The following is a 25729-nucleotide window of genomic DNA, read 5'->3' on the forward strand; positions in this document are numbered from 1 at the left end:
GACACGATGGCGACCGATATAGATGCGGCGGCCGGCATGCTAGCGGAGCCCAGGGGTGAGCTGGCGGTGCGGACCCTGGCCATGCCCGCGGATACCAACCCCGCTGGGGACATTTTTGGCGGATGGCTGATGTCCCTGATGGACGTTGCCGGCGGCATCGCGGCCGGTGCTCGCGCGCAGGGCCGCGTGGCCACCGTCGCCGTGACCGACATGACGTTCCTGCGCCCGGTGAAGGTGGGCGATGTCGTCTGCTGCTACACCGACCTCACGCGCACGGGCAGCACCTCGATGACCTTCCGCGTCGAGGCCTGGGTGCTACGCCAGCGCTTCGGCGACCGCATCCAGGTGACCTCGGCCGACTTCACGTATGTTGCTCTGGATGGAGAAGGCAGGTCGCGCCCCATCCCGCGCCAGGACGCCAGCGCCAGATCCTGTGAAGCTCCCGTTCCAAGCGCCTCGACAGGCACAGAAGAAGGAGACGCGAGATGAAACCACGGCGGTTCTGGATTGCGGCGCCGATCGTTGCCGCGGGGCTGGCCTGCGGTGCATCGCCCGCCCGCTCCGCGGAGCCGCATTGGCCCCGCGCGCTCCTCATCGCCACGGCCTCACCCGGCGGCACATACCACGCCTACGGGATCGGCCTTGCCCGCATCCTGACGCGCGAACTCGGCGTCGCGGTCTCGATACGGGAGACGGATGGCCCGAGCGAGAACATCAGGCTGATCGAGAACGGCATCGCGCAGATTGGGTTCGTGACGAAGGGCGCCGCCCTCGAAGGTTGGACCGGCTCGGGCGAATGGACCGGCGGCAGGCAGTTGCGGGCGATCAGGGCGATGTTCGCGATGTACGACACGCCCTTCCACTTCGTGGTGCGCCAGGACTCCGGCGTGGCGCAGATCTCCGCGCTGGAGGGCAAGCGGGTCGGCGTCGGCCCGGAGGGCGGCACCGCCGCCACATACGTTCCGCGCTTGCTGCCCAGGCTCGGCGTGCAGGCCCGCTTCGTTCACGGCACATGGGCCGACCTCGCCACCGCCCTGCGCTCGCGGGAAGTCGACGGGCTGGCCGTGGCGGCTGGGGCGCCGTTTCCCGCGATCGCCGAACTCGAGGCGCAGCGCGCCATCCGGTACCTCCCGCTCACACGGGACATGGTAGCGACACTGCGCATAGCGGTGCCGGAACTGGCCGCATCCGTGATCCCGCCAGGTACCTATCCATCTCTCAACTCGAGTTACGAGACTGTTGGAATCTACAACCTCGCAGTGGCGCAGCGGGACCTGCCGGCGGATCTTGTTTATCAGATCGTCAGGCTGGTCTTCGACTTTCATGCCGAGATGGTGGAGGCGCATCCGGCGGCCGTGGCGACCGTGCCGGCCAACTTCGTGCACAACACCCTGCTGCCGTGGCACCCGGGGGCAGCGCGGTACTACGAGAACAGAGCTGTGCGCGGCATCCTCCGCGGGGACTGAAAGCCCGCTTTGCTCTGTAGAAATCTCAGTAGTCTCGGCAAGAAGCATGAGGTTGTGAGTGAGGACGCGCAGGACGAGTTCACGAGCCTGCGATGCGTCGCCACGTTGGGTGAGTGCTCAGCCGAGGCGTCGCTTGTGCTGGCTAAAGCCGCTCTCAGCATGCCATCGCTGATTGTAAGTGGCTTTCGGAAAACGACGGCGCATGGCGCGACGGTAGGGCGTTTTCGACCATCGGCGGCCAGCGTTTCGGCGGTTGAGGCGGATGACCGCTTCCCGCACGCCAAGATCCTCGCGGCAGAGTCGGCGGTAGTGTTCGGCCTCGTCGGCCGCATCGCCCAAGGCGGTGTCGACCCGGACAAGTGCTGCGGCCTGCCGCAGGGTCGGCGCGAAGTCCGGCAAGTCCTGGCTCGGGCCGGCCCCCGGCGCGGCCCGCGGGCAAGCCGTCAGCTGGACCAGCGAGCCTCCTTCACCCGGCCCGAGGTATGCGCGGCGGCGTGCATCAGGATCTGTGCACGGGTCAGGCCCCAGGCACTGGCCAGCTAGCGGATCATGGGCAAGCCTAGGCCTATCAGGTGCGTCATGCGCTGCGCCTGAGGATCTTCGTGTAGCCACCCCTCACTTCCTGCACCACGCGATCAGTCGCCGTCGGCGCCTGCCTGCTCAATCAGAGCAAGATGGGTTGGTAGGCAGCTGCAAGCCACATGCAAAAGCGGCTCTGGCTCGTGGGAGCCAGGGGCGCCCTTGTTTCACATCGCTAGAGAATGCGGATCGTGCTCAGGCCACGACCTTGCGGCGAATAGCCGCGAGGCCGAGCAGGCCAATGCCCAGGAAGACGAGGCCCTCAGGCGCCGGCACGGCTACCTCGGACGCGCTCGCATTGCCGCTCACGCTCGCGGTGAAGCTGCAGATCGTCGAGCCGCAGATGCCAAGTGCCTCAGAGAGGGCCGTGAAGGTGAAGCCGACGGAGGACGGGTCACCCAACTGAGAAGCCGGGATCTGGTCGGAGGTGAAGCTCACGGAGCCCGGCGGCTGGCTCGCGACCAGGCTGGTCTGGAAGCCCCCCGCTGGTCCTGCCAGACGCGAGCCGGCCAGTGCGATGTCGGCGAAGCTGCCCGACAGGTAGTTGATGCCGGTGCCCCCCGGGCCCGAGGTGATAGTGAAGGTGCCAGCGAAGGGCTGGAAGATATCGGTTCCCATGACAAGCGACGCGGCGCCCGTGCTGGTCGCAGTCAGGTTCAGGAAGGCGTCGAAGGGCACTGGCGTGCTGTCCGCGTAGCCCGACACCGTCACCGCGACATTCATCCCGGTCACGGTGGTGGACATGCCGCCGTTGGCGGTGACGAAGATGGTGTTGTTCGTCGCATCCTGCGCGAAGGTGATGATCGTCGTCGGCGCCGCCTGGGCGATGGCACTCAGGCCAAGAAAGGAGGCGGTCATCGCCAGAAGTGCCAGCTTCCTCATATTGGGTCCTCCTCAGACCGGCAGTCTGTTGGCGCTTCCAACCTTTCCAGGAGAGAGACCTTATCCCTGAAAGTGTCGCAACGAGCGCTAGGCAGTCTCAGACCACCAAGCAATTCCCATGCCACGCAGCTAAGTGTATGTTAGGGCATCTTCTTTTTCAGGCTGCTTCCGCGTGACGCCGCCAATCTGTAAAGGAACCCGACAAAAATTTTAGTTCCAGCAGACAAGTCTCCGGCCCTAAATCGGCGGATTTTCTTCTGTAGCTTTGAAATCGAAGCCTGCGTCGGCAACCCCTGTCCCCGTTACGGGCAGTCATTCCGGAATACATAGCCACAGGCGTAGTTTTAAGGCAGGAAGAAAAATTGGCCTGTGGTACCAAAGAGCCAGCGTCTCACTCAGCACCTGAAGCCGAACTGCTTGCGCTTCTACTGTAGGACCAATGCATTTGCTCCAATTCAGACGCCTCGCGAAGCCGATTGTCGTTTTGCGCGGCAAACCCTGCCATACAGCGCGGAACGCACTCACACTGTTCGATCAGGTCATGCACGTGAAAGGTTGGTGCACCTCGTTCACGAAGGCACTGCACGGTTGGGTGTTACGGCCGCCATCAGGTCCGGGATGCCCTCCGTCACTTCAGGCGACACTGCCCCCCACCATGAGCACTGGCAGCCTTGGCTCAGGAGCGCCGTGACGTCAGCAACGATACTGCGTAACCCGGATGGTTCCCTGGCCTCATTCTCGTCGAACCGAACGTGTCATCCGTGGGTCGCGACGAAGAACAGCCGGGGAAAGGGCAGCAGAACAGTGCCGTCTGCAAGTGCAGGATAGGCCTGCGCCACTTCCGCTACATAGCGATCTAGAAACTCCACACGCTCCTCGTCGTCCAGTCGGTCGAGGAAGGGCCGCAATCCGCTGCCCTTGAACCACTCCACAATGGCTGACGCGCCTCCGGCCAAGGGATGATGATAGATAGTCACCCAGACGTCGGCCCGCGCTCCCAACTGGCGCAGCATGTTGAAGTACCAGCTTGGCTGACGACGTGGTTCACGGGAGGCTCCGACTGCGGCCAGTTTTGCGGCCCACTTCCCCTCGGCCGCGACCTTCCGAATCAGGTGATGCGCAGGTTCGTCGTAGTTGTCGGGCATCTGCACCGCGAGCACGCCATTCGGCGCCAAGCGCTGCATCAGGGCCGGCATGAGCGTGGCGTGATCCGGTACCCAATGCAGCGAGGCATTGGCCAGGATCACGTCGTACAGCTCCGGGCCGCGCCACACCGCGATATCGCCGAGGACGAACTCGACTTCCGGCAGGCGCTTCCGCGCGGCGGCCAGCATGTCGGCCGAGCTGTCGAGGCCGGATACTGCAGCGCCGGGGTAGCGCGCCAGCAGCAGCTCGGTGGAGTTCCCGGGGCCGCAGCCAAGATCCATCACCGCTGCCACTCGCCGCTCGGGAAGCTGCGCCAGAAGGTCCCGCACCGGTCGGGTGCGCTCATCCTCGAACTGGGTGTACTGAGCCGCTGACCAACTCATGTCACTTCTCCGTCCTTCGCGCGGCGCACCTCACGGTCTCCGGTGGAATGTGCGGCCGATGCGGCATAGGTACTAGACCGGCGCAAGGTGCTCCACCCGGTGCCGAGAGGAGCGTCAGTCTGCGGTGATGCGTGCCTCCCTGATCAGGGTGGCTGGCTTCCGCTGCCCTTCGCCCATCCAGGGTGCGAACACGCTGGGCGGGCTGCCGGCGTGGAGGCAACCAGGGTCTCAAGCCTGCATCGCAAAGCAAATTCTTAGGCCACCTCCATTGGTCCGCTTCGATCTCATGCACATGCTAACCGGACCCTCATGTTCGAGCCGTACTTTTCCGCCGAGGCCTCGTTCCCGACAGCGATCTGATCACAACCCCTGCCGCTCGGCTGCTGCCGGTCATCTGGAGCAGCGAGCCGGCCATGCTCAAGCTTTCCGTCATGGAGGATGAATGATCCGGCAGCGCGCTGATGGAATGGTGGGAAGGCGATGGAGCGGCGCGTGTGTTGGCCCAGGACGGCGGAGCCCTCCTGTTGGAACGCGCCACGGGGCCGTGCTCCCTGGCCGAGATGTCGCGCTCGGGACAGGATGACGAGGCCTTCCGCGTCCTGCGCGGCGTGGCCGCTCGGCTGCACGCGCCTCGGACGAGACCGCGGCCGGATCTGGTCCCCCTCCCGCTCTGGTTCCACGAGCTGGAGCCGGCGGCACGGACCCACGGCGGCATCCTCGTTCGCTTGCGCCGAGGCTGCGCGCGCCCTCCTGGCCGAGCCGCACGAGGTCGGCGTGCTACACGGCGATCTGCGCCACGGCAACGTGCTGGACTTCGGCCACGCAGCCGGCTGGCGATCGACCCCAAGTGCCTTGTGGGCGAGCGTGGCTTCGACTTCACCAACATCCTCACCAACCCGGGCTTGGCCGACCCGACCCGGCCCGACCGGTGGCCATCAGCCCGACCGCTTAGTGCGGCGCGTGGGGATCATGGCCGAGGCTGAGGGGCTGGAGCGGTGGCGCCTCCTGCTCTGGGTGCTGGCCTGGACCGGGCTGTCGGCGGCGTGGTTCCTCACTGACGGCGATTCAGCCCGAACTGACCTGCTGGTGGCGGAACTGGCAGCAGCGGAGTTGGACCGGTGACGATCGAGCCCGGGGATACGTCCCTCCTGAAGGAGGTACGGGCATGCGGCTTGTTGTTCATCGTGACCCGCGAAGCCGTGCCACCGTTCAACGGACCGGGCCTTGAACGGTGCCTTGTGCGCTCCGTGTGAGTTCAAAGGCAGGCACACAAAGCAGACAGTGACGGACAGCGCTGAAACTTGCCGCGGTAAATACCGGCACGGCGAGCAGTTTCCTCCGCCACCTCGCGGAAGCTGAGCGCCGCGACGCGGCGCCACGCTCTCCGGAGCCGCGGATCAAGCCTGAATGCTCTCACAGCGCGCGAGGTAGTCCATGTTCGGCTCGATCCCCAAGCCGGGGCGGGTGGGCAGCGCCATCTGGCCGCGCTCGATACGGCGCTCATACGGATCGTCCACCAGGTCCAGCCGGTCATCCTCTGGCCAGACCGGGAAGACTTCCTGGATCAAGAAGTTGGGGATGGAAAAGGAGAGATGAATGCAGGCCGCGGTGGAGACCGGCCCGCCGCAATTGTGCGGCTGGATGTAAATGCTATGCGCATGCGCCAGCGCGGCGATGGCGCGGACGCCGGTGAAGCCGCCGGCGATGCCCATGTCGGGCTGCGCGACGTTGATGGCGCGCAACTCGAAGAAGCGGCGGAATTCCACCGGCGTGCAGAGCCGCTCGCCGGCTGCGATCGGCAGGCCGGTGCCTTCCGCGACCTGACGCGCGGCCTCGGCATCCTCGGCATCCGCGACCTCCTCCAGGAAGAAGGGATCGAAGCGCGCGACCTGCTTGCCGAAATGGATGGAATCCATCGGCCACATGTTGCCGTGCATCTCCACCAGGATGTCCACGTCCGGCCCAACTGCCTCCCGCACCGCCTCGACACGGGAGATCGCCAGGCGCTCGTGGCTGCGCTCGATACGGCGGTTCGGATAGGCGCCCTTCCCGCCACGGTCGAGCTTCATGGGGTCGAACTTCATGGCGTCGAAACCGCGCGCCACGACGCCACGCGCGGCTTCCGCATAGGCCTCTGGCTCACCCAGGCTGCGGTACCAGCCATTGCAGTACATCCGCAGCGCGTCCCGGCAGGCACCACCGAGCAGCACGTGTACAGGCTGGTTCAGCGCCTTGCCCTTGATGTCCCAGAGCGCTTGGTCGATGGCGCTGATCGCCGCACCAAAGATCGGCCCAGGGACGTGGCCCCAGAAGGTCTTACGGCGCATCGCATCGTGGATCGCCTCGGTGCGGAAAGGATCCTTGCCGATGACGTAGCCGCGAGCCAGTTCCAGAACGATCTCCGCTGCGCCGCGGCCACCAGCGCCATAAGCCAGGCCGATCTCCCCCACCCCGGCGATGCCCACATCCGTCTCCACCCGCACCATCAAGATGGCATGCGCCGCCGCTTCCTTCATCGCGGCGAGTTGCGCGCGATACACTGTGACCGACCTGACCTTCATCGCAATTCTCCCCCTCAGCGCCGCATCCGCGCATAGGCGGCGCGGAAGCCCTCGAACATCTCTGACACAGCGGTCTCCAATTCCGGGCCGTGAATGCCATCGGCCAGGAAGGCATCGGCCGCGGCATGGGCCTGGAACTCCGGCGAGAGCACCGCATCGCGGAACAGCGTGACCAGGCCGGCACGGATCGGTTCCGGCATGCCGGCGGGGCCGACGGCGTAGGTCATCTGTAGCATGCGGCCATTAGGGAAGACGTTGATGCCCTTCTCCGCCGCGGTCGGTACGTCCGGCAGTTGCGCCAGCCGCGCCTCGCCCAGCACCGCCAGAGTGCGCAGTTCGCCGTTCCGCACCTGGCCGAAAACATCGGCCGGCTTCACCAGGCCGAGCCCGAGGTGATTGCCCAGAAGCTCCGTCGCCACGCGGGACGCGCCGGGATAGGCGACATAGATATACTCGGCACCGACCGCCTCCGCGAAGGCATTGAGAGAGAGATGGCCGAGCGTGCCCTCCGGTCCCGCGGCGCCAGCCGAGAAGGTCCCGCGACCCGCCCGCATCGCCTCCACCAGATCTTCCAGCGTACGGATCGGGCTGTTGTGGCCCACCACGAGGATCGCCGGGTCCTGCGAAATACGCACGAGGTTGACGAACTGAGAAAAGCGCAGCGGGACCTCGTTGCTGGCGATCAGGGAGATCAGACCGCCGGAGGCGAAGCCCAGCGTGCGCCCGTCCGGCCGCGCCTGCGCCACGCGGGCCAACGCGATGGCGGAGCCGCCGCCGGGGATGTTCTCCACGATCAGCCGGTGACCGCGCCGGTCGAATAGCGGTTGCAGGCGGCGGGCCAGCATGTCGGTGGCGCCACCTGCGGCAAAGCCGACGAGGAGGCGGATCTCGGCCGGCAGGTCCTGGGCGGACGCGATACGGACCAGCGGGCAAGCGAGGCCGGCGGCCAGCATGTGACGACGCTTCATTGGCAGTTCCTCCTCCACACTGCGCCGCCGGCTTGGCTGCCGGCTGACGGGTCTTCAGGCTGCTTGCTGCTGGCGGGCGAGCAGGGCAAGCATGTCGTCGCGTGCAGCCCGCACATGAGCGGCCTGGACTGTCCTGGCCGTTTCGCCGTCACCGCGCGCGAGCGCCTCGATCAGCGCCAAGTGCTCCCCTCGAATGGCGTCCGGACGGCCCGGCGCATAGCCGAGGCCGATGCGCAGTGCGCCGATCAGGGCGGCGTGCTGATCCAGAAGGCGGACGGCTTCCTCATTGCCGGCGGCGCAATGCACGACGCGGTGCAGCGCCTTGTTCAGCCGGACCATGGCTGGCACCTCGCCCTCCCTGGTAGCGGCGTCGTAGTCCTCGTGAATTTTGCGCAGGGTGGCGATTGTGGCGGGCGTGATGGAAGCCGCCGCTTCCGCGGCAAGATGGCCTTCCAGCGCTTCCCGGATGCCGAAGAGATTGCGGATCAGCGTGGCATCCACAGCGCGGACGCTGGCGCCACGGTTCGGCGAGAGGGTGACTAGCCCCTCCCCCTGCAGGGCCTGCAGCGCCTCGCGTACCGGCATGTGGCTGAGACCGTAGCGCGCCGCGAGATCGGCAATCTTGATCCTTGAGCCCGGCGGCATGCGCCCGGCGAGGATCTCCTCCCGCAGCTTCTCCTGCACGCGCTGAGTGATGGTGCTCGCCAGGGGCAGGTCCCGCTGCAGGTCTGGCACGAATTGCGCCTCCTGCTCATCCATTGGGAGCGCTACCGTGCCGCAGCGCGAACTGTCGATCATGGATTTGATCATATCGATAGGGGCGGGGCGGTTGCAAGTCTTGCGCGCGAAAACCTGAAGCCTGAGGGGCAATGGATTAGGCGGATTTGGGACGAACCTGCGAAGGCCGATCAGGCTGAGTCCGGGTCGGAACTGTCGGTGCCTTGGAAAGTGCGGGGAAACTGACCGACGTGAGGGCGCTCAACTTCCACTGCGCAGCGCCGTTTGCGCCCAGATGGTCAGCGCCGGCTTCGTTAGCTGATGCCACTCCGACGGACGCTTCCCGGCTCGTTAGCATTCAGAAGGATATGGGCTGCCGGCCGCGATGATTGGCGCAGACCGCCGATGGAGATGATCTGCGCCTGCAAGACGCCAGCTTGGCGTGACCCGTGAGGACGCCGTTGCTGCCATGATCCCGCGCCATCGTCGCCAAGCACGCGACGCACGCACCGGCACCTCGACCGACTCCCCTTTTTAGCCAGTCGCACAGCTCTGGCCCGGTGGTCTGCGTCGTTCCCAGTGCCGTCTCGTCAGCGGTCCGCGGGAGAACCGACGACACCCGCGCGCTCCAGCACGGCAGCCACGCGGAACAGGGCCTGCTCGTTCCAGGGCGCGCCAATGAGCTGCACGCCAATCGGCAAGCCACCGGGCGCGCCAGCCGCGCTTGGATCGGCCAGAGGTACGGCCAGCGCAGGCAGTCCGATGCAGGAGATCGGCTGCGTAAAGATGCCAAGGTTTGGGCGCACCGGGATCTCTTCCCCATCCACCTCGACCATCTGCTGCCCAATGAGCGGGGCGACATAGGGGGCGGCTGGAGTGATCACCACATCCACCTCGTCGAACACCTTCAGTGCAGCGGCGCGGTAGGCGGCGCGCACCCGTTGCGCCTGCATCAGCCAGTGGGCCGGTAGCAGCGCGCCGGCGAGGAAGCGGTCTCGCGTCATCGGGTCGAAGTCGTCGGGCCGCATACGCAAGTCGGGCATGTGCAGGTTGCCGCCCTCGGCCATGGTGATCAGAAATGCCGCAGCGCGACCTGTTGCGGCGTGCGGGATCTCGATCTTGGCTGTCACGTTGAGCGCGCGGGCCACCACTTCCACCGCGCCAAAGGCCTCCTTGTGGCCATTACAAGCGAAGTGCCCACCCGCCACGGCGATGCGTAGCCCCGCAACCCCTGCCTCCAGTATCGGAGACGCAGGCTCGATGGGTCGCCACTGCTGTGCATGGTCCTCCGCGTCCACGCCCTGCAACACGTCGTAGACCAGGGCGAGGTCACGAACATCGCGCGCAAAAGGGCCGAGATGGTCGAAGCTGCCGGCGAACAGATAGGACCCAGCGCGCGAGAGCCGGCCATACGTCGGCTTCAGCCCGAAGATTCCACAGAGCGAAGCGGGCACGCGGATCGACCCATTCGTGTCGGACCCAAGCGAGAGCGGCACCAGTCCAGCCGCGACCGCCGCCGCCGAGCCGCCCGAGGAGCCGCCTGTCATCCGCGCCGTATCATGTGGATTTCGCGACGGCCCGTAGTGGCTGTTCTCCGTCGTGAAGCCGTAAGCGTACTCATCCATGTTAAGCGCGCCGAGGCATACCGCACCCGCCGCCTGGAGCTGCCGCACAAGGAAGGCGTCGCGCGCCGCCGGCGCGCGATCCTTCTCAATCACCGAGCCAGCGAGGGTGGTGATTCCCTCAAGGTCGAAGAGGTTCTTCACCGCATAGGGCACGCCTGCGAGAGGCCCTGGGTCACGACCTGCGGCGATGGCGGCATCGACACTGGCAGCCTCGGCGCGTGCACGGGACGCTGTCACCTCTGTGAAGGCGTTATAGCTTCCGTCCCGCGCGGCGATATCGGCCAGCGCGCGCTCAACAAGCTCGGTGGCCGTGACCTCGCCAGCGCGGACCGACTGGGCGCTCGTTGCGGCGGAGATCACTTCGGCACCTCGCGCGCGACGACGTAGACCGGCGCCGCCTCGTCCGCGGGGGTGATCGGCATGGCTTCGACGATCTCCGCCATCCGGGCCGCGAGTCTCAGATTGAGGGCAACACCCGGAAGGTGTCGCGGGTCCAGCGGCAGTCCAGCAGCGGCCGCCGCAGCCTTCGCGTAGGCCTCGGCATCAAACTCATGTTCCATGCGCGGCGGGTCCCTCATTGCTCAGCGGAAATGGCGCAGACGAGACGTCGGTCCTGCCCCGTAGACGATCGACGCGGTTCAGCCCTACCTCATCTACGCCTGCATTGGTCGAGAGGCGGCAGACCGAAAAGTTGCTGCAACCCCCGCCGAAGCGGCGGGGAACGCATGCAAGGCTTCGCGCATCCACAGCGACACGCTGCAAGGCAGGTACCCAGGAGCCCGGAGCGTGAGCACGGAAGCGGGAGCCACGCGGCACGGACTGAGCCGGCTCGTCAGCGCTGGCCTTTGAACACCATCCAGCTCCCGCTCTCCGAAGCCGCGAAGAGTTCGGCAAGCGCAGCATTCACGGCCGCTGGCTCCTCCGTGGTGATGGTATGACCGGCGCGCGCGATCACGGTCAGACCCGCCGTCGGCACGGCTCGCTTGAGGAAGAATGACCCTTCGAGGCACGGCGCGTCCTCGTCCCCGACAATCACAAGCAGGGGCGGGACGAAGCTGCGCAGTTCGTCCTGCAGGTCCCACAGGGTCGGCCGGGTCATTTGCAGGTTCAGCATCGTCATCGCCGAGCCGTGGCCGGAGTGCTCGGCCAGCATACTGACGAACTCCGCGAAGCCGCGTGGATCCTTTGCCTTGAAGGTGAGGCGCATCGGGAAATGCGCGTAGGCCTCTGCCGCCTCCTGGATGGGCTTCTCGTGGAACAGAGCGGCGATGTCGCGGCAGGCCTCGGCTGCGGCGTCGCGCTCGGCGGGGTTCGAGCCCCAGCCGCAGCCCAAGGCAGCGACGGAAAGGCACCGCTCCGAATGGCGCAGCCCGACATGCAGCGCGGTATAGGCGCCCATGGAGTGGCCGACGACATGGGCGCGCTCGATCCCGAGCGCATCCATGACCGCGACCACATCGAGCCGCGCAATGTCCTGCCCATAGCGGTCTGCCGCCTCCGGCACATCGGAAGGCGGATAGCCGCGCGAAGAGAAGGCGACGCAGCGGTGCGAGCGCGAAAAGTGCCGCATCTGCGGCTCCCAGGAGCGGAGGTCGCCGGCAAATTCGTGCACGAAGACGATCGGCGTCCCCGATCCAGCTTCCTCATAGGCCAAGCGGGTGCCGTCATGGCTGGTGACGAAGGGCATGTGCTCAATCCAATTGGAAGAGGGTGCGCGCATTTCCCTCGCGGATGAGGGTAGCCTCCGCTTCAGGCAACGCCGCAGCTGCGAGCGTCGCCAGCGGATTACGGTCCATGGGCGGAAATGCGTCGTCGGTGCCGAGCAGCACGCGGTCAGCGCCAACCATGCCCACCAAACTCCGCACGAGGTCGCCGCCGTGCAAAATGGTGTCGTAATGGCAGCGCTGGAGGTAGTACGAGGGAGGGTGCTTAGCACCGCTTCCACCCGCCGCGGCCGGCAGGCGCTCATACATCACATCGAAGCGGCCACTCAGCCAGAGCAGCGCGCCGCCGCCGTGCGGCAGGAACAGCTTCATCTCGGGAAACCGATCGAGCACCCCGGCGTGGATCAGGCTACCGACCGCCAGGGTCGTGTCGAAGGTGTAGCCGGCCACCTGCGTCAGCCCCCAACGCCGGACCCTCGGCCCAGGCGCGAGGTCCACAGGGTGGATCAGCAACGGCACGCCGAGTTCCTGCACCGCCGCCCAGTAGGGATCGAGCTCCATCTCGCCCAGGTTGACGCCACCGAAATTGGCAGGCGCCGCGGCGCCCTTTGCTCCGCCTTCCCGGACGGCGCGACGCAGCTCAGCTGCTGCCTCCGCCGGATCCTGCAAGGCGCCGGAGGCGAGCCAAGCGAAATGTCCAGGCCGCCGGCAGCACAAATCGGACAGCGCGTCATTCATCACGCGGTGCCAGCGTGTCGCCTTCTCGGCGGGAAGGCCAAAGCCGAACATGTCGGTCCAGACGGAGAGTACCTGCATGGACAGGCCCATCCCTTCCATGGCGGCGATGCGCGCTTCCTCCGTCTCGATCAGGCGCGGAAAGAACGGGCGGAGCCGCGTGCCGTCCATGTAGGTCAGGGCAGGCGGGCCCTCTCCGGGGGAGATGGACACGCCCAGAGCCTCGCCCTCGTGCCGCACGGCCTCCAGGACGGCGGCCGGGATGTAGTGGGCATGCGCGTCAATGGCGGTCATGGGGCGGGTTTCTCTGGAATGAGTCGCAGCAGCCGGTCCGGCCCCAGCGGCAGGTGGTTGATCTCGACGCCGAGCGGACGGAGAGCATCGGCAATGGCATTGGCGATGGCGGCGGCGCAGGCGACCACGCCCCCCTCCCCTGCCCCTTTGGCGCCGAGCGGGTTCAGCGTGGAGGGCGAATTCTCGAGCGTGATGGACTCGATGTTCGGAAAACAGGAGGAAGTGGCGACGAGGTAGTCCGCCAGGCTGCCGGTCAGCAGCTGGCCATTCTCGTCGTAGACGAGCTCGTCCAGGAAGACGGCGCCGATGCCCTGTACCGCCGCGCCGATCGCCTGGCCATGAACCATGAGGGGGTTGATGGCACGCCCCACATCCTCGCTCGCGATGTAGCGCAGCACCTCGACCTGACCTGTCTCGGTGTCCACGGCGACATGCGCAGCGTGGGCGCCACAGGTATATGTGCGCCCGTCCGGCTTGAAGGTCTCGGTGGCGTCGGGAGTCTCACCGGCTTCGCGCATCCAGCCACGGACTTCCGCGAGGGCGGCCAGCTTCTGCACGCTCCCCTCGCGTCGAAGGTGGCCTTCGGCAAGCACGAGGTCCTCTGCGCGGAGCTGAAGCCGGGCGGCGGCCACGCGCAGCAGCTTTGCTCGCAGGCTCCGCGCGGCGAGGTGGATCGCGCTGCCGCCGACCACCACGGCCCGGCTGTGATAGGTTCCGAAGCCGCCCTCGATCAGCGAGGCCGTGCCGTTCAAAAGCTCGATCTCGGAGGGCGGCACGCCGCCATCGAAGGCATCGGCAGCGATCTGCGAGAGCACGGTCTGATGCCCCTGCCCCTGGGTGGAGACGCCCGAGATGACCCGCAGCCCACCATCTTCGCGCAGTTCCACCCGCGCCGTCTCGGACGGGCCGGCACCGCTGCTCTCCACGAAGCAAGCGAGGCCGATGCCGTGCAGCCTTCCATCGGGCTGGGGTTTGCGGACCTCCCATCGCAGTTCTTCGTAGCCGATCGCGTCCGTCACGGCGTCGAAGGCGGCGGGAACGTCGCTGCTGTCAACGGCGCTCGGCGGCTCGTAGGGCACGAGGTGGCCGATGGACCAGGGCATGTCCTCCGGACGCAGCAGGTTGCGCCGGCGGATCTCCGCGGGGTCGAGGCCGAGTTCTTCGGCGGCAAGGTCGATGAGCCGCTCGCGGAAGAAATGCGCCTCGTAGCGGCCGGGGCCCCGCAGCGTGCCGACCGGCGTCTTGTTGGTCAGAAGCGCCTCGACATCGAGCGCCACATCCTTCATGCGGTAAGGGCCAGGGAGGAACTGTGCCGCCTTGGCCGGAACCACGCCGCCATTGGTGCGCACATAGGCGCCCATGTCGGCGGAAACCTTGGCACGCATGCCCAGCATGGTGCCGTCGCGCGCGAAGGCAATGGCGACGGTTGCCTCCATCTCGCGCGAATGATTGGTGGTCAGGAGATGCTCCCGCCGGTCCTCGATCCATTTCACCGGCGCGCCGAAACGCAGCGCGGCAAAGGGAATCAGGAAGTCCTCGGGATAGAATTCGCCCTTGGCGCCGAACCCGCCGCCGACATCCACTTCGATGAGGTCCATGGAGTGTTCAGGCCGTCCCAGCATGACGGCGAGCGCCCTGCGGTTCCACTGCGTGACCTTGGTGGCCCCCCAGCAGCGCAGAATTCCATCCGCCTCCTCATGGGCAATCAGACCGCGCGTCTCGAGCGGGAGGGCGGTATGGCGGTGCGCCGTCATGTGGCGCTCGATGACGAGGTCGGCGCGCGCAAACGCAGCATCGGCGTCGCCCATGGACGCGCTGTAGCGGGTTGCCACGTTGGTGCCAGCCTCGGGAAAAAGGAGCTCCGCGCCTTCTCGTGCCGCGTCGTAGGTGACGACCGCCGGCAGGGGCTCGTACTCCACCTCCAGCTGCTCCAGCGCGTCCTCGGCCGCGTGGCGGCTGGTGGCGACGATCAACGCCACCGCCTCACCCACGAAGCGGACACGATCCGACGCGAGCGGCCGCTGGAGAAAACGCTGGAATCCCTCGAGCGGCGCCAAGCGGATCGGGATCTCCGCGGGGAGATGTGCGATGTCGTCCGCGGCGATCACGCCGACGATGCCCGGCAACCCCTCGATCGATGCCTTGTTGACCCCAAGCAAGCGCGCGTGGCCGTAAGGGCTTCGCGCGATGACGGCGTGCAGCGCGCCCTCGGGCCGGATGTCGTCAACGTAGCGCGCGCGACCAGTGAGGAAGCGAACATCCTCCGCACGGGGGACCGGCTGGCCGACAAAGGGCGCGTTCATGCCTCGGCTCCCGCCGCCGCGTCCATGACCGCCTCGACGATCTGAACATACCCAGTGCAACGGCAGATATTGCCCGAAAGGGCATCGCGGACCTGCTCGGCAGAGGGGCTGGGGTTGCCAGCGAGCAGCGCGGTGGCCGTCATCAGCATCCCAGGCGTGCAGAAGCCGCACTGCACGGCGTGGTGGCGCTGAAACGCGGCCTGCAAGGGCGTCAGCCCGCCACCCGCAGGGGTCAGCCCCTCGACGGTGGTCACGCTGTGCCCACGGGCCTGCACCGCGAGCATGAGGCAGGCGCGGACCGGCTCGCCATCCAGGAGGACAGTGCAGGCGCCGCACACTCCGTGCTCACAGCCGAGATGCGTGCCGGTGAGTCGCAGCTCCTCGCGAAGGAAGTCCGCAAGCGAGAGGCGCGCGGGAACCTCGCGGGCAACCGTCGCGCCATTGACACTGAGGGTGATGGACAGGCTTTCGGTGGGCGTCATGAGGCGAGACGGGCTTCCGGCAGGGAAAGGGCATCCGCGAGGGCCCGGCGGACCATTACGGGCGCGACGCGGCGGCGGTACTCGGCGGAGGCGTGCAGGTCCGAGGGGGGATCGATCCCCTGCGCCGCCAGGGATGCGGCCTCGCGCAGCAGCGCTGCGCCCGGCACCTGACCTCGGAGCCGCGCCTCCGCCTCCCGCCGGCGGACGGGGCGGCTAGACGCGCCGAAAAGGACGATCCGCGCATCGGTGCAAGTACCGTCGGCGCCGAGATCCACCGTCACGGCGGCCCCGACCATGGCGAAGTCGCCGTCGCGCCGCGCCACTTCCGCGAAGCCGGCACGGCGCGAAGCTGGCCAAGCAGGAAACCGGATAGCGACCAACAGCTCCCCGGGTTCGATCGCCGTGGTGAAGATGCCGAGGGAAAACTCCTCGGCCGGCACGTCGCGCCCACCACCAGGTCCGCGAACCTCCATGACAGCATCCGAAGCGAGGCAGACGGCGGGCCACTCGGCAGAGGGATCAGCATGAGCCAGGCTGCCGCCGATGGTGCCGCGCGTGCGGACCGGGCCATGTGCGATGTGCGGGTAGGCAAGGCCGAGCAAGGGCACCGCACCGGCGATCGCAGAATTCGTGCCGATGCGACTATGCCGCACCAGCGCCCCCAGCCTGAGGCCTGCGGGCGTGATCGACACCTCGGACAGCTCGGGAATGGCGTTGATGTCCACCAGCACGCTGGGTGCTGCAAGACGCAGATTCAGTGCCGGCATCAGGCTTTGTCCGCCCGCCAGCACCTTTGCATCCTCATGCGCCGCGAGCAGCGCTAGCGCGCCTTCGATGCTGGCTGGCGCGGCATAGGCGAAGGGGGGCGCCTTCATGTCATCCTCACGCCGGTGATCCGCACGATCTCGGCCCAGCGCGCCACCTCGGCGCGGAAGAACTCGCCGAAGCGATCCGGCCCCCAACCCAACGCTTCCAGCCCTTGCGCGGGCAGGGCCGCGCGCAGCGCTTCGGAACTGACCGCCGCCTGCATCGCCGCGTTCAAACGCTCGAGGATCGGGCGCGGCGTCCGTGCCGGGCAGAAAGTGCCGAACCAAGCGGAGAAGTCGAAGTCTTGGTCGCCCAGTTGCTCGCCCACGGTCGGCAAGTTGGGAAGCAGCGCCACGCGCTCCTGCGTGGAGGCCGCGAGCGGACGCAGCGCACCGTTCGCCACATGCGGCAGCGTCGCCGGGATCTGATAGGAAAGCATGTCGATCGTGCCGTTGAGCACATCCGCCAGGGCTGGTCCGAATGCACGGTAGGGCACGTGCTGCAGCGGAACATTGTGCCGAATGCGAAGCATCTCGCCCACCAGGTGGGACGTCGTACCATTCCCGCCGGAGACGAAGGTCGAGCGGCCGCGCTGCCGGGCCCAGGCGAGATATTCGGGCAGCGTCGTCGCGGGAATACGGCTGTTGACCAGGATGATGTTCGGCGCATTCACCAAGTTGGTGAGCGGCTCGAAATCATTCAGCAGGTTGTAGGGTAGCGGGTCCGTCGCCATGGCGGCCGAGACGGCATGGGAAGCGACGGTGCCCAGGCAGATCGTGTGCCCATCGGGCGGCGCCTTGGCGACGAGGTCGGCCCCGATGATGCCGCCCGCCCCTGGCCGGTTGTCGATCACCAGGGGCTGGCCGAGGCGCTCGCCGGCCTGCGCCGCGACGATGCGGGCCAGGGCATCGGCGGTGGAGCCCGGGCCGAATGGCACCACGAAGCGGATCGGCCGGCTCGGGAAGCCATCCTGCGCGAAGGCCGGAGCAACGAGGCAAGAGGTCGCCGCCCCCATGAGGGTGCGGCGCGTGGTCCCGAAGCGTCTCATCGGCTTCTATCTCCCGGTCATCATGGGCGATCGCGCAGGCGGTCCATCAGGGCCTTCTCTTGCCCCCCATCGATCTCGATCATCGTGCCGTTGACCATGTGCATCAGCGGCGAGGCGAGCATGGCAACAAGCTTGCCGCACTCCTCGCTTTCCGCGATGCGGCCCAGCGGGATCGAGGCCGGCGCGAGCTTGTCGGCCTCCTCGTAAGGAAGGCCCATGTCACGCGACATGGCCGCGACCAGCCCGGCCCAGCGCTCCGTGCGAACGGGGCCCGGGTTCACCGCGACGAAGCTGATATTGTGCTTGCCGTACTGGCCTGCGAGCGCCTTGGTCAGGTTCTGACCGGCAGCATTGGCCGCGCCGGGAACGACCTCCCAGTAGGAGGGCTTCACGCCGTCATTGCCGATGAGGTTCACGACGCGCCCGCCGCCCTGCTTCACCATGATCGGCAGCGCGTGACGGAGGCAGCGGACGTAGCCCATGAACTTGAGCTGAAGCCCCTTCTCCCAATCCTCCTCGCTCAAGGTCTCGATCACGCCGCCAGGGGCCGAGCCCGCATTGTTCACCAGGATGTCGATGCGCCCCAGGGTCTCATGACCCTTGCGGATGAAGTTCGCCGCGTCCGCATCCTTGGTCAGATCCGCCGCAACGGGAACGATCTTACGGCCAGTCTCCGCCGCCAGCTCCTTGGCGGCCGCTTCCAGCACATCCGGACGGCGTGCGCAGATCACGACATCGCAGCCCTCTCGCGCCAGGGCGCGGGTGATCGCCTTGCCGATGCCCTCGCTGCCGCCGGTGACGAGCGCCTTCTTGCCGCTGAGCTCCAGATCCATGAATCGTTTTTCCCTTTCGACGTTGCGCTCAGTGCGGCGCGATTTGAGTGACGTTAAACACGGTGCAGAACTTCTGCAACCGGCGCTGCGTCAGCAAGGAGCGAAGCGCCGGCCGCAAAATGGGCCCTCAAGCCCGCGCGTCCGCCTCACGCCCGTTGCGGATCTGCACGACAGGCGAGACCAGTGTCGGATCGCCGGTCTGGTCGAAGCGCAGCCGCCCACGCGTGCTGTCCATGTCGGTCTGGCGCAGCGCGTCGCGGATCGCGCGGCGGTCGGCGCGCCCTGCCCGCTCGATCGCGGCGTAGGCGGCATTCGCAGCGTCATAGGCCAGGGCGTGGGTGCCGTCGGGCACCTTGTTGTGGGCGGAGTGAAGCTCCGCCGTCAGGCGCTGCGCCACCGGGTTGCTCGCCGCGGTCGCGATGCTGAAGGGGGTGACGTAGGTGACGCCCTCTGCCGCCTGCCCGGCGAGTTCGACATAGGCCGGCACAGCATAGCCGTCGGAGCCGAAGACTGGCAGGTTGGACTGCATCTGCCGGAGCTGCCGCACAATCAGCGCACCTTCCGTATAGCGTGACCAGTCGAGGATCGCATCGGGGTTCGCGCCGCGAAGCCGCGTGAGCTGCGCCGTGAAGTCGATGTCGCCGCGCGCATAGCGCTCCTCCGCCACGGTGCTCAGCCCCTTGGCGCGGGCAAGCTCGTTGAATGCCTCGACGCCGCCGCGGCCGAAGTCATCGTTCACGCAGATCGCCGCGAAGCGTTTGACCTGCGGGTGCCGCTCGGCGATGAAGTCCACGAGGTCAGCGACCTGCTTCCGGTCGGGCACGGTCGAGCGGAAGATCCACTCATTGCCAACGCGCGTCAGCCGCTGCGACGTCGCCGTGATGGCGATCTGCGGAACCTCCTCCTCCCGGAAGACCTGCGAGGCGGAGAGGCTCGCGGGGCTGCTCACGCTGCCGAAGGCCAGCAGCACCCGGTCGCGCGTCGCGAAGCGGCGGGCGATCGTCGCCGCCTCCTCCGGCCGGCCGCCATCGTCGGCGAAGGTCACCTCGATGCGCTGCCCGCGAATCCCGCCCGCCCGGTTGCGCGCCTCGGTGACGAGTTCGATCCCCTCGCGCATGCTCTGCCCGAAAGCGGCAGCGCTGCCGGAGTAGGGCCCGAAGGCGCCGACCCGCAGGGGTTCCCCACGGCTTTGCGCGACGGCAAGGGCCGGTGCTGTGATGAAGGGGATGGAGGCCAGAAGGCTTCGGCGTCGGATGGTCATGGAGGATTCCCTTCCAGTGTTGAGGCGCCAACATGCTGGGGTTCGGAGCGGGCCCCGGCGCCGAGGTAGCTCGCCCTTACATCCGGATCGCGGAGCAGGCTGGCGGCCGCCCCCTGCGCGACGATTCGCCCAGTCTCCATGACATAGCCGCGGTCTGCGAGGCCGAGCGCGAGGTTGGCGTTCTGCTCCACGAGCAGGATCGTGATGCCCTCGGCGCGGAAGGCGCGCACGGCCCGCGCCACCTCGACCACCATCAGCGGCGCAAGGCCGAGTGTCGGCTCATCCAGCATCAGCAGGCGCGGGCGCGCCATCATGGCGCGGCCGAAGGCCAGCATCTGCTGCTCCCCGCCCGACAGCGTGCCAGCGCGCTGCCGATGGCGGTCCTTCAGCCGAGGGAAGCGGTGATAGGCCGCCTCGAGCCCATCGCGCATCTCCGTCGCGCGGCGCCGCGCGTGCCCGCCGACGCGCAAATTCTCCTCCACCGTCAGCTCCGGGAATATCCGCCGCCCTTCGGGGACATGCACCAAGCCCTGTGCGGCGATGCGGTCCGGCGTCATCCCGGCGAGACTCTGGCCGTCGAACCAGATGCCGCCCTCCCTGGCCCGAAGCAGACCGGAGATGGCGCGCAATGTTGTGCTCTTTCCCGCGCCATTGGCGCCGATGAGGGTGACGACCTCTCCGGCCCCGACCTCAAGCGACACGCCCCGCAGGCAGGTCACATCCCCGTAGCCAGCGACAAGGCCCTTGACGCTCAGCATGCCAGCGCCTCCGCGAGCGCATCCTGGCCGAGATACGCCTCGACCACGCTTGCGTCAGCCTGAATCTCCGCCGGAGTGCCGGTGGCGAGGTGCCGGCCATGGTTCAGCACCGTGATCCGGTCGCAGACGCGCATCACCACATCCATGTGATGCTCGACCAGGATGACCGTCGTCCCTGCGTCGCGGATGCGCGCGATCAGGCCCGTCAGGGAGGCGGCTTCCGTCGGATTCAGCCCGGCCGCCGGCTCGTCCAGCAGCAGCAGCTTCGGGCGTGGCGCGATGGCGCGGGCAATTTCCAGGAGGCGCCTGTGTCCATAGGCCAGCGTCCCGGCCACGTGCTGCGCGTGGGCCGCGAGGCCGACGAATTCCAGGGCCTCGGCAGCACGGGCCATGATCGCCCGCTCCTCGCGCCGCTGGCCCGGCGGGCGAAACAGGGCGGCCAGCACACCCGCCCTCGAATCCGTGTGCAGCCCGATGGCGGCATTCTCCAGCGCCGTCATCTCCGCGAAGAGCTTGAGGTTCTGAAAGGTCCGCCGGATGCCGAGGCGCGCGCGCTCCGCCCCGGCCAAGGATGTGATGTCCCGCCCCTCAAGCAGAAGCCGGCCGCCGCTGGGCGGAAAGGCACCGGCGATCACGTTGAGGAAGGTGGTCTTTCCTGCGCCATTCGGGCCGATCAGCCCGTGCACCGTGCCTGAAGCCACCTGCATATGTACGGCCTCGAGCGCCACCAAACCGCCGAAGCGGCGCGTCACGGCTTGGACCTCGAGCAGCGGCGTCACGGCGCGGCCCCGCGTGGACGGCGAATCGCCCCCCAGAGCCCTGCGAGTCCGCCGGAGCCGAACAGCATCAGGACCACCACCGTGGCACCGAAGACGAGCAGGCGGTAGTCGCCGATCAAGCGCAGCCATTCCGGCAGCAACACCACAACGGCTGCACCCAGCACCGCGCCGGCCGCGCTGCCCACGCCGCCGATCACCACCATGATCAGCACCTCGACCGACTTCCAGAAGGAGAAGTCGGCAGGACCGAGATAGCGGATGTGGTGGGCGAAAAGCGCCCCCGCGAGACCGGAGATAACGGCAGAGACGACGAAGCACTGGGTCTTGATCAGCGTGACCCGAAGCCCGCTGGCGCGCGCCGCGTCCTCGTCCTGGCGTATGGCGTGGGCGGCGCGGCCGAAGCGCGAATCCGCAAGCCGGCACAGTCCCAGCCAGACCAGCGCCGCGAGGCCGGCACAGAGCCAGTAGACATGAGCGGGATCACGCAGCCGCAGGCCGAAGAGTGTGGGGCGCGATATGCCCATCAGCCCGAGTGAGCCCCCGGTCAGCCACTCCTCGTTCTTGATGACGAGATAGGCGGCGATGCTGAAGCCAAGTGTCGCCACCGCCAAATAGGGTCCACGCAGCCGCGTTACGGGGATCAGAATGAGGCTGGAAGCACCGGCAGCCATCGCTGCCAGCGGCACGGCCACCAAAAAGGGCACGCCCGCCCCGGTCATCAGCGCCGAGCCATAGGCGCCCACCCCATAGAAGGCTGCCTGGCCGAGCGAGAGCTGCCCCGAGATGCCGAGAAGAAACTGCAGCCCGAGGGCGAGGATGGCCGCGATCGCGACCGAGGTCATGAGATGAAGCAGGAAAGGGTCGGGTAGAACGAAGGGCAGCAACGCCAGGGCAAGGAATGCCAAGGCCGGTGCAACGCGGATCATCGCAGGCGCCGCCACAGCCCTGCCAGCCCCTGCGGCAGCACCAGAAGGATGGCTATCAGCAACATCATGCCGATCGCATCCTTATAGGCGGATGAAATGAAGACCGCGCCGAAGGTCTCGATCAGCCCGAACAGGATGCCCCCGAGCATCGCACCCCCGATGCTTCCCAAGCCTCCGAGAGTGGCCGCGACGAAGGCTTTAAGGCCGGTGATGAAGCCCATCTCGAAGAAGGAGAAGAAGAGCGATCCGAGCATCACCCCTGCCGCCCCCGCCATGGCGCCCGCCACCGCAAAGGTGGCGGCCATGCTTCTCGACAGGTTCACGCCCATGAGCTGCGCAGCGTCCGGGTCCTGGGCCACAGCCTGCATGGCCAGGCCCGGTCGCGTCTTCGAAAGGAAGATCTGCAGCGCCACCATGATCACGAAGCCCGAGGCGGCGACCCACAGCAATTGCGGGGAGATGCGAATGCCGCTGACCTCCACTGCGCCACGGAACATGTCGGGATAGCGCAGCGGCTCCGACCCCCAGCCGAGGCGCGCCGCGTTCATCAGGAAGATGGAGAAGCCGACCGTGGCGGTGATGATGCTCACCAACGGCACGCCGCGCCGCCGCAGGGTGCGGTAGACCAGAAGCTCCATCGCGCCCGCCAGGGCACCGCCCGCCAGCATGCCGACGAGAAGCACGAGGGCCGGGTGCAGGGACGGCGCGACCCAGAGCGCGGAAAGGCCGCACATGCTGCCCAGCATCATCACCTCGCCCTGGGCGAAGTGGATGATGCCGCTCGCACGGATGATCATGGAGTACCCAAGCGCCAGCAGGGAGTACACGCATCCAACGGCGACGCCGCCGACCGTGACTTCCAGCAAGGCGGTCATGTTCATGTCTGGTGGTCCCAGCCCGCCCGCCGGCGCGCGGCGCATCGATGCATCATCGCGGTCACGTCCTCGTCGGGCCCTCGTGGCGGAGAGTATGGGCGCGACACCTTGCGGCCGGCAACTGATTTTGAGTGTGGTTGAAATTCCTGTCGGCAGCGGCAATGATGACCGAACCGCGAGGAGGAAGCACATGGACCAGGACGCGATCAGCCGGCAGAGGATCGTGGAGCTGCTCAACAACTGGGTCGTGTGGCGCGACGCCGGGGACTGGACGCGGTTCCGCAGCTGCTGGCACGCGGATGGGCAGATGTTCGCCACTTGGTGCCAAGCCCCCGCCGAGGAATTCGCGCGCCAGACTGAAGCCGCGTGGGACCGCGGGATCACGATCCTCCATTTCCTCGGCGGGATTTCGGTGGATGTGGCGGGCCGCAGGGCGGTGAGCCAGACCAAGATGACGATCAACCAGCGCGCCCCCGTGGGCGGCGTTCCGGTGGATGTCGTGTGCACCGGCCGCTTCTACGACTTGCTGGAGGAGCGCGACGGCAAGTGGGGCATCGTACTGCGCCAGCCCATCTACGAGAAGGACCGCCTCGACCCAGTGGTCCCTGGAACACCCGTGCCTCTCGAGCAGGACCTGCTTGAGCGCTTCCCTGCGGAATACCGGCACCTCGCCTATGTACAGACCAAGGCAGGCTTCACGGTGAAGACCGATATGCCCCTGCTCCGGGGCGAAAAGGTGCAGCGCCTCTATGCATGCGGCGCCGCTTGGCTGAAGGGCGGGGACCACGGCTGGACGGGTTGAGGCCCGTCCCCCTCATTCCGACAGCCGCTGCACCCTCCCCGCGCGGAGCAGGGAGGCCCAGCGTTCGACGTCCTCATTGAAATAGGCGCTGAAGCTCGCAGCGCTGGTCGGAATGGGGATCGCCCCACCTTGGCGCAGCCGTTCCTGCACCGGCGGCGTGGCGAGCGCGCGGAGGCAGGCCTCCTCCAGTCGGGCGCGGGCCGCCTGCGGCGTCGCCGCATGGACGAAGAAGCCGAACCACGTGGCAAAAGAGAATCCGGGCAGGCCCTGTTCTGCAATGGTCGGGAGGTCAGCAAACTCTGCCACGCGCTCGGCAGAGGTGACGCCAAGGCCGCGGGCCTGACCTTGACGCGCGCGGGCCGCGCCAGCGCCCAGAATGTCGAGCATGGCATCGAGGCGTCCGGCGATCAGGTCAGTGTAGATCGCCGCCGAACCACCTCGATAGGGAACATGGGTCATCTGCACACCCGCCGCCGCCGCCAGCAACTCCATGCCGAGATGCGTGCCGGTCCCAGGGCCGGAGGAACCATAAGTGAGCGGTCGCGCCCGTGCCGCAGCCAGGAACTCGGCGAGGTTTCGGATCGGGGAGTTCGGCGGAACGATCAGGATGGAGGGGATGGCACCCACCCCGGCCACGGCCGCCAGGTCGCGCACCGGGTCGAAGCTCAGCGACGCCAGCGAGACGGAGGAGGCGAGGCCCGAGGCGGTGAAGAGAAGAGTGTGGCCATCAGGCCGGGCCTGCTGCGCGACGTAGGCGGCACCAATATTGCCGCCGGCGCCGGGCCGGTTCTCCACCACCACGGGCTGGCCCAGCACCGCCGCCATCTCCGGCGCCATTGCACGGCCGAGCACGTCGTTGTTCCCGCCAGCGCCATATGGGACGATCATGGTCACGGCCCGGTCGGGGAAGGCCAGGGCCGGGCTCGCCAACGCTGCGGCCGCCACGAGCGGCGTGGCGAAAAGAGGCCGGCGCGCGATCATCCGAAGCGCCGAGTGAAGATGGCCTTCGCGACGTCACCCACTGCTTCGACCTTCTCTTCCGTATCCTGGATGACAAGGATGCGGCATGGGCAGGCCTCGAGCCCTTCGTAGCGCCAGGGGAAGGCGCCAATGAGGCCGCGCTGGTTCAGCACCAGCTCGATGTCGCCACCCACATTCTCGGCGTGGATCAGCCCCTCCTGGAACCCGTAGGCGTGGAAGGGGAAGATATCCTCTTGCACCTTGCGGCCGGATTTCTTGTGTTCGTACTCGTAGGTTCCGAAATACTCCGCGCAGCTCATGCCGACCTTGTCCTCGAAGCGCTTCGCCAGATCGGGTCGCATGTGGCGGATGGACGTGTTCATGGCGTGGTCGCCAGACCCGCAATCGACCCCGAACCACTTGATCTTCTTTTTCAGCATCCACTCGAGCAGCTCGATCCCGCCCCCTGGGTGCATGCAGAAATAGCGGACGAGGTCCTGCTGGGGCTTGCCCTCCCAGTAGCGTTGCCAGCCCGTGTGGATGATGAGGATGTCGCCCTCGCGTATCTCGACCGGTGCCGCCTCGAGCATGGCCGGCGTGATCATCGCCCAGTCGTCCATGTGCTGTGAGACGTCCACGACGCAGCCAGGACCAATCAGGAAGTCGAGCGGGTAGGAAGCCATGTCGCCCATGCCGTCCGTACCGTGCATGGCGCCGTCGATATGCGTGCCGACATGCAGCGCCGTGTCGATGCGCTGCGCGACGATCATCTTCGTCTGCAGATTCTGCGCGTAATACATCTGGTTGCCGGCATAGCCGACCCAACCGGGCGTGTGCACATTCATCAGATGAGAGAGGTCGGTGATCTTCATTCG

The 25729-nt window shown here is 67.2% G+C and carries 26 protein-coding genes and 1 pseudogene; 5 read left to right on the forward strand and 22 right to left on the reverse strand.

Annotated elements, in window-relative coordinates:
• Positions 1-81: 81 nt before the first annotated feature.
• Positions 82-489 (forward strand): acyl-CoA thioesterase, encoded by a 408-nt coding sequence (locus tag JTJ31_RS09675; protein ID WP_328805714.1) that lies wholly within the window; start codon positions 82-84, stop codon positions 487-489.
• Entirely contained in the window at positions 486-1466 is a 981-nt protein-coding gene (locus JTJ31_RS09680) for a TAXI family TRAP transporter solute-binding subunit (RefSeq protein WP_207538439.1), read from the forward strand. Before JTJ31_RS09675 ends, JTJ31_RS09680 begins: the two co-directional genes overlap by 4 nt.
• Before the next feature lie 117 nt (positions 1467-1583).
• Here JTJ31_RS09680 and JTJ31_RS09685 read toward each other — a convergent pair whose 3' ends face one another.
• The 3 genes from JTJ31_RS09685 to tam form a co-directional block, all read right to left on the reverse strand.
• The gene (locus tag JTJ31_RS09685) at positions 1584-1865 is read right to left on the reverse strand and encodes a hypothetical protein (protein ID WP_207538440.1); all 282 of its coding nucleotides are present in this window, start codon (positions 1863-1865) and stop codon (positions 1584-1586) included.
• A gap of 375 nt (positions 1866-2240) precedes the next feature.
• The gene (locus JTJ31_RS09690; protein ID WP_207538441.1) at positions 2241-2927 is read right to left on the reverse strand and encodes a hypothetical protein; all 687 of its coding nucleotides are present in this window, start codon (positions 2925-2927) and stop codon (positions 2241-2243) included.
• A gap of 755 nt (positions 2928-3682) precedes the next feature.
• The gene (tam, locus tag JTJ31_RS09695; protein WP_207538442.1) at positions 3683-4456 is read right to left on the reverse strand and encodes a trans-aconitate 2-methyltransferase; all 774 of its coding nucleotides are present in this window, start codon (positions 4454-4456) and stop codon (positions 3683-3685) included.
• 461 nt (positions 4457-4917) lie between these two features.
• Here tam and JTJ31_RS25350 point away from each other — a divergent pair.
• Both JTJ31_RS25350 and JTJ31_RS24605 read left to right on the forward strand, forming a co-directional pair.
• A pseudogene (locus JTJ31_RS25350) lies at positions 4918-5157 on the forward strand (aminoglycoside phosphotransferase family protein); the annotation flags it as partial.
• On the forward strand, positions 5108-5578 hold the full coding sequence (locus JTJ31_RS24605) for an aminoglycoside phosphotransferase family protein (protein ID WP_457852408.1): 471 nt from the start codon (positions 5108-5110) through the stop codon (positions 5576-5578). The pseudogene JTJ31_RS25350 and the gene JTJ31_RS24605, both read left to right, overlap by 50 nt.
• A 275-nt stretch (positions 5579-5853) precedes the next feature.
• Here the strand turns inward: JTJ31_RS24605 and JTJ31_RS09710 are convergent, their stop codons facing one another.
• From JTJ31_RS09710 to JTJ31_RS09785, 17 genes are all read right to left on the reverse strand, one after another.
• Entirely contained in the window at positions 5854-7017 is a 1164-nt protein-coding gene (locus tag JTJ31_RS09710; RefSeq protein ID WP_207538443.1) for a mandelate racemase/muconate lactonizing enzyme family protein, read from the reverse strand.
• Positions 7018-7031: 14 nt separating this feature from the next.
• Positions 7032-7985 carry a Bug family tripartite tricarboxylate transporter substrate binding protein gene (locus tag JTJ31_RS09715; RefSeq protein ID WP_207538444.1) on the reverse strand — a complete coding sequence of 318 codons (954 nt, stop codon included), beginning with the start codon at positions 7983-7985 and terminating at the stop codon, positions 7032-7034.
• A gap of 54 nt (positions 7986-8039) precedes the next feature.
• Complete coding sequence (locus JTJ31_RS09720) at positions 8040-8783, reverse strand: GntR family transcriptional regulator (RefSeq protein WP_207538445.1); 744 nt, start codon at positions 8781-8783, stop codon at positions 8040-8042.
• A 509-nt stretch (positions 8784-9292) separates the two neighbouring features.
• Entirely contained in the window at positions 9293-10687 is a 1395-nt protein-coding gene (locus JTJ31_RS09725; RefSeq protein WP_207538446.1) for an AtzE family amidohydrolase, read from the reverse strand.
• Entirely contained in the window at positions 10684-10887 is a 204-nt protein-coding gene (locus JTJ31_RS09730; protein WP_207538447.1) for a DUF4089 domain-containing protein, read from the reverse strand. The genes JTJ31_RS09725 and JTJ31_RS09730 overlap by 4 nt, the downstream gene beginning before the upstream one ends.
• 272 nt (positions 10888-11159) lie before the next feature.
• Positions 11160-12014, reverse strand: coding sequence for an alpha/beta fold hydrolase (locus JTJ31_RS09735; protein WP_207538448.1), 855 nt, complete (start codon positions 12012-12014; stop codon positions 11160-11162).
• Between the two features lie 4 nt (positions 12015-12018).
• On the reverse strand, positions 12019-13020 hold the full coding sequence (locus JTJ31_RS09740; RefSeq protein ID WP_207538449.1) for an amidohydrolase family protein: 1002 nt from the start codon (positions 13018-13020) through the stop codon (positions 12019-12021).
• Positions 13017-15323 (reverse strand): xanthine dehydrogenase family protein molybdopterin-binding subunit, encoded by a 2307-nt coding sequence (locus JTJ31_RS09745; RefSeq protein ID WP_207538450.1) that lies wholly within the window; start codon positions 15321-15323, stop codon positions 13017-13019. The genes JTJ31_RS09740 and JTJ31_RS09745 overlap by 4 nt, the downstream gene beginning before the upstream one ends.
• Positions 15320-15805 carry a (2Fe-2S)-binding protein gene (locus JTJ31_RS09750; protein WP_207538451.1) on the reverse strand — a complete coding sequence of 162 codons (486 nt, stop codon included), beginning with the start codon at positions 15803-15805 and terminating at the stop codon, positions 15320-15322. The genes JTJ31_RS09745 and JTJ31_RS09750 overlap by 4 nt, the downstream gene beginning before the upstream one ends.
• Positions 15802-16680, reverse strand: coding sequence for an FAD binding domain-containing protein (locus JTJ31_RS09755; RefSeq protein WP_207538452.1), 879 nt, complete (start codon positions 16678-16680; stop codon positions 15802-15804). Before JTJ31_RS09755 ends, JTJ31_RS09750 begins: the two co-directional genes overlap by 4 nt.
• The gene (locus tag JTJ31_RS09760) at positions 16677-17660 is read right to left on the reverse strand and encodes a Bug family tripartite tricarboxylate transporter substrate binding protein (protein ID WP_207538453.1); all 984 of its coding nucleotides are present in this window, start codon (positions 17658-17660) and stop codon (positions 16677-16679) included. The genes JTJ31_RS09755 and JTJ31_RS09760 overlap by 4 nt, the downstream gene beginning before the upstream one ends.
• 20 nt (positions 17661-17680) lie before the next feature.
• Entirely contained in the window at positions 17681-18493 is an 813-nt protein-coding gene (locus JTJ31_RS09765; RefSeq protein ID WP_207538454.1) for an SDR family NAD(P)-dependent oxidoreductase, read from the reverse strand.
• A 127-nt stretch (positions 18494-18620) separates the two neighbouring features.
• Positions 18621-19754, reverse strand: a complete 1134-nt coding sequence (locus JTJ31_RS09770) for an ABC transporter substrate-binding protein (RefSeq protein WP_207538455.1) — start codon at positions 19752-19754, stop codon at positions 18621-18623.
• Positions 19751-20512 carry an ABC transporter ATP-binding protein gene (locus tag JTJ31_RS09775; RefSeq protein ID WP_207538456.1) on the reverse strand — a complete coding sequence of 254 codons (762 nt, stop codon included), beginning with the start codon at positions 20510-20512 and terminating at the stop codon, positions 19751-19753. The genes JTJ31_RS09770 and JTJ31_RS09775 overlap by 4 nt, the downstream gene beginning before the upstream one ends.
• A complete protein-coding gene (locus JTJ31_RS09780; protein ID WP_328805715.1) occupies positions 20506-21291 on the reverse strand; it encodes an ABC transporter ATP-binding protein in 786 nt (261 codons plus the stop codon). Before JTJ31_RS09780 ends, JTJ31_RS09775 begins: the two co-directional genes overlap by 7 nt.
• Positions 21288-22217: a branched-chain amino acid ABC transporter permease gene (locus JTJ31_RS24610; protein WP_236020046.1), complete on the reverse strand. Its 930-nt coding sequence runs from the start codon at positions 22215-22217 to the stop codon at positions 21288-21290. The genes JTJ31_RS09780 and JTJ31_RS24610 overlap by 4 nt, the downstream gene beginning before the upstream one ends.
• Positions 22214-23098, reverse strand: a complete 885-nt coding sequence (locus JTJ31_RS09785; RefSeq protein WP_207538458.1) for a branched-chain amino acid ABC transporter permease — start codon at positions 23096-23098, stop codon at positions 22214-22216. Before JTJ31_RS09785 ends, JTJ31_RS24610 begins: the two co-directional genes overlap by 4 nt.
• A 184-nt stretch (positions 23099-23282) precedes the next feature.
• On the opposite strand from JTJ31_RS09785, the gene JTJ31_RS09790 reads away from it, so the two are divergent.
• On the forward strand, positions 23283-23894 hold the full coding sequence (locus tag JTJ31_RS09790) for a nuclear transport factor 2 family protein (protein ID WP_207538459.1): 612 nt from the start codon (positions 23283-23285) through the stop codon (positions 23892-23894).
• Between the two features lie 12 nt (positions 23895-23906).
• Here JTJ31_RS09790 and JTJ31_RS09795 read toward each other — a convergent pair whose 3' ends face one another.
• Complete coding sequence (locus JTJ31_RS09795; RefSeq protein WP_207538460.1) at positions 23907-24875, reverse strand: tripartite tricarboxylate transporter substrate binding protein; 969 nt, start codon at positions 24873-24875, stop codon at positions 23907-23909.
• A complete protein-coding gene (locus JTJ31_RS09800; protein ID WP_207538461.1) occupies positions 24872-25726 on the reverse strand; it encodes a cyclase family protein in 855 nt (284 codons plus the stop codon). The genes JTJ31_RS09795 and JTJ31_RS09800 overlap by 4 nt, the downstream gene beginning before the upstream one ends.
• Between the last annotated feature and the right edge of the window lie 3 nt (positions 25727-25729).

It is taken from the genome of Sabulicella rubraurantiaca (genome assembly GCF_017355885.1).
Classification (GTDB): Bacteria; Pseudomonadota; Alphaproteobacteria; order Acetobacterales; family Acetobacteraceae; genus Roseococcus; species Roseococcus rubraurantiacus.

Bases quoted from the DNA above. Each gene is read 5' to 3' on its own strand.
- JTJ31_RS09675 (WP_328805714.1), top strand. From the start codon at position 82: ATGCCCGCGGATACCAACCCCGCTGGGGACATTTTTGGCGGATGGCTG.
- JTJ31_RS09680 (WP_207538439.1), top strand. From the start codon at position 486: ATGAAACCACGGCGGTTCTGGATTGCGGCGCCGATCGTTGCCGCGGGG.
- JTJ31_RS09690 (WP_207538441.1), bottom strand. From the start codon at position 2,927: ATGAGGAAGCTGGCACTTCTGGCGATGACCGCCTCCTTTCTTGGCCTG.
- tam (WP_207538442.1), bottom strand. From the start codon at position 4,456: ATGAGTTGGTCAGCGGCTCAGTACACCCAGTTCGAGGATGAGCGCACC.
- JTJ31_RS09710 (WP_207538443.1), bottom strand. From the start codon at position 7,017: ATGAAGGTCAGGTCGGTCACAGTGTATCGCGCGCAACTCGCCGCGATG.
- JTJ31_RS09715 (WP_207538444.1), bottom strand. From the start codon at position 7,985: ATGAAGCGTCGTCACATGCTGGCCGCCGGCCTCGCTTGCCCGCTGGTC.
- JTJ31_RS09720 (WP_207538445.1), bottom strand. From the start codon at position 8,783: ATGATCGACAGTTCGCGCTGCGGCACGGTAGCGCTCCCAATGGATGAG.
- JTJ31_RS09730 (WP_207538447.1), bottom strand. From the start codon at position 10,887: ATGGAACATGAGTTTGATGCCGAGGCCTACGCGAAGGCTGCGGCGGCC.
- JTJ31_RS09735 (WP_207538448.1), bottom strand. From the start codon at position 12,014: ATGCCCTTCGTCACCAGCCATGACGGCACCCGCTTGGCCTATGAGGAA.
- JTJ31_RS09740 (WP_207538449.1), bottom strand. From the start codon at position 13,020: ATGACCGCCATTGACGCGCATGCCCACTACATCCCGGCCGCCGTCCTG.
- JTJ31_RS09745 (WP_207538450.1), bottom strand. From the start codon at position 15,323: ATGAACGCGCCCTTTGTCGGCCAGCCGGTCCCCCGTGCGGAGGATGTT.
- JTJ31_RS09750 (WP_207538451.1), bottom strand. From the start codon at position 15,805: ATGACGCCCACCGAAAGCCTGTCCATCACCCTCAGTGTCAATGGCGCG.
- JTJ31_RS09755 (WP_207538452.1), bottom strand. From the start codon at position 16,680: ATGAAGGCGCCCCCCTTCGCCTATGCCGCGCCAGCCAGCATCGAAGGC.
- JTJ31_RS09760 (WP_207538453.1), bottom strand. From the start codon at position 17,660: ATGAGACGCTTCGGGACCACGCGCCGCACCCTCATGGGGGCGGCGACC.
- JTJ31_RS09765 (WP_207538454.1), bottom strand. From the start codon at position 18,493: ATGGATCTGGAGCTCAGCGGCAAGAAGGCGCTCGTCACCGGCGGCAGC.
- JTJ31_RS09770 (WP_207538455.1), bottom strand. From the start codon at position 19,754: ATGACCATCCGACGCCGAAGCCTTCTGGCCTCCATCCCCTTCATCACA.
- JTJ31_RS09775 (WP_207538456.1), bottom strand. From the start codon at position 20,512: ATGCTGAGCGTCAAGGGCCTTGTCGCTGGCTACGGGGATGTGACCTGC.
- JTJ31_RS24610 (WP_236020046.1), bottom strand. From the start codon at position 22,217: ATGATCCGCGTTGCACCGGCCTTGGCATTCCTTGCCCTGGCGTTGCTG.
- JTJ31_RS09785 (WP_207538458.1), bottom strand. From the start codon at position 23,098: ATGAACATGACCGCCTTGCTGGAAGTCACGGTCGGCGGCGTCGCCGTT.
- JTJ31_RS09790 (WP_207538459.1), top strand. From the start codon at position 23,283: ATGGACCAGGACGCGATCAGCCGGCAGAGGATCGTGGAGCTGCTCAAC.
- JTJ31_RS09795 (WP_207538460.1), bottom strand. From the start codon at position 24,875: ATGATCGCGCGCCGGCCTCTTTTCGCCACGCCGCTCGTGGCGGCCGCA.
- JTJ31_RS09800 (WP_207538461.1), bottom strand. From the start codon at position 25,726: ATGAAGATCACCGACCTCTCTCATCTGATGAATGTGCACACGCCCGGT.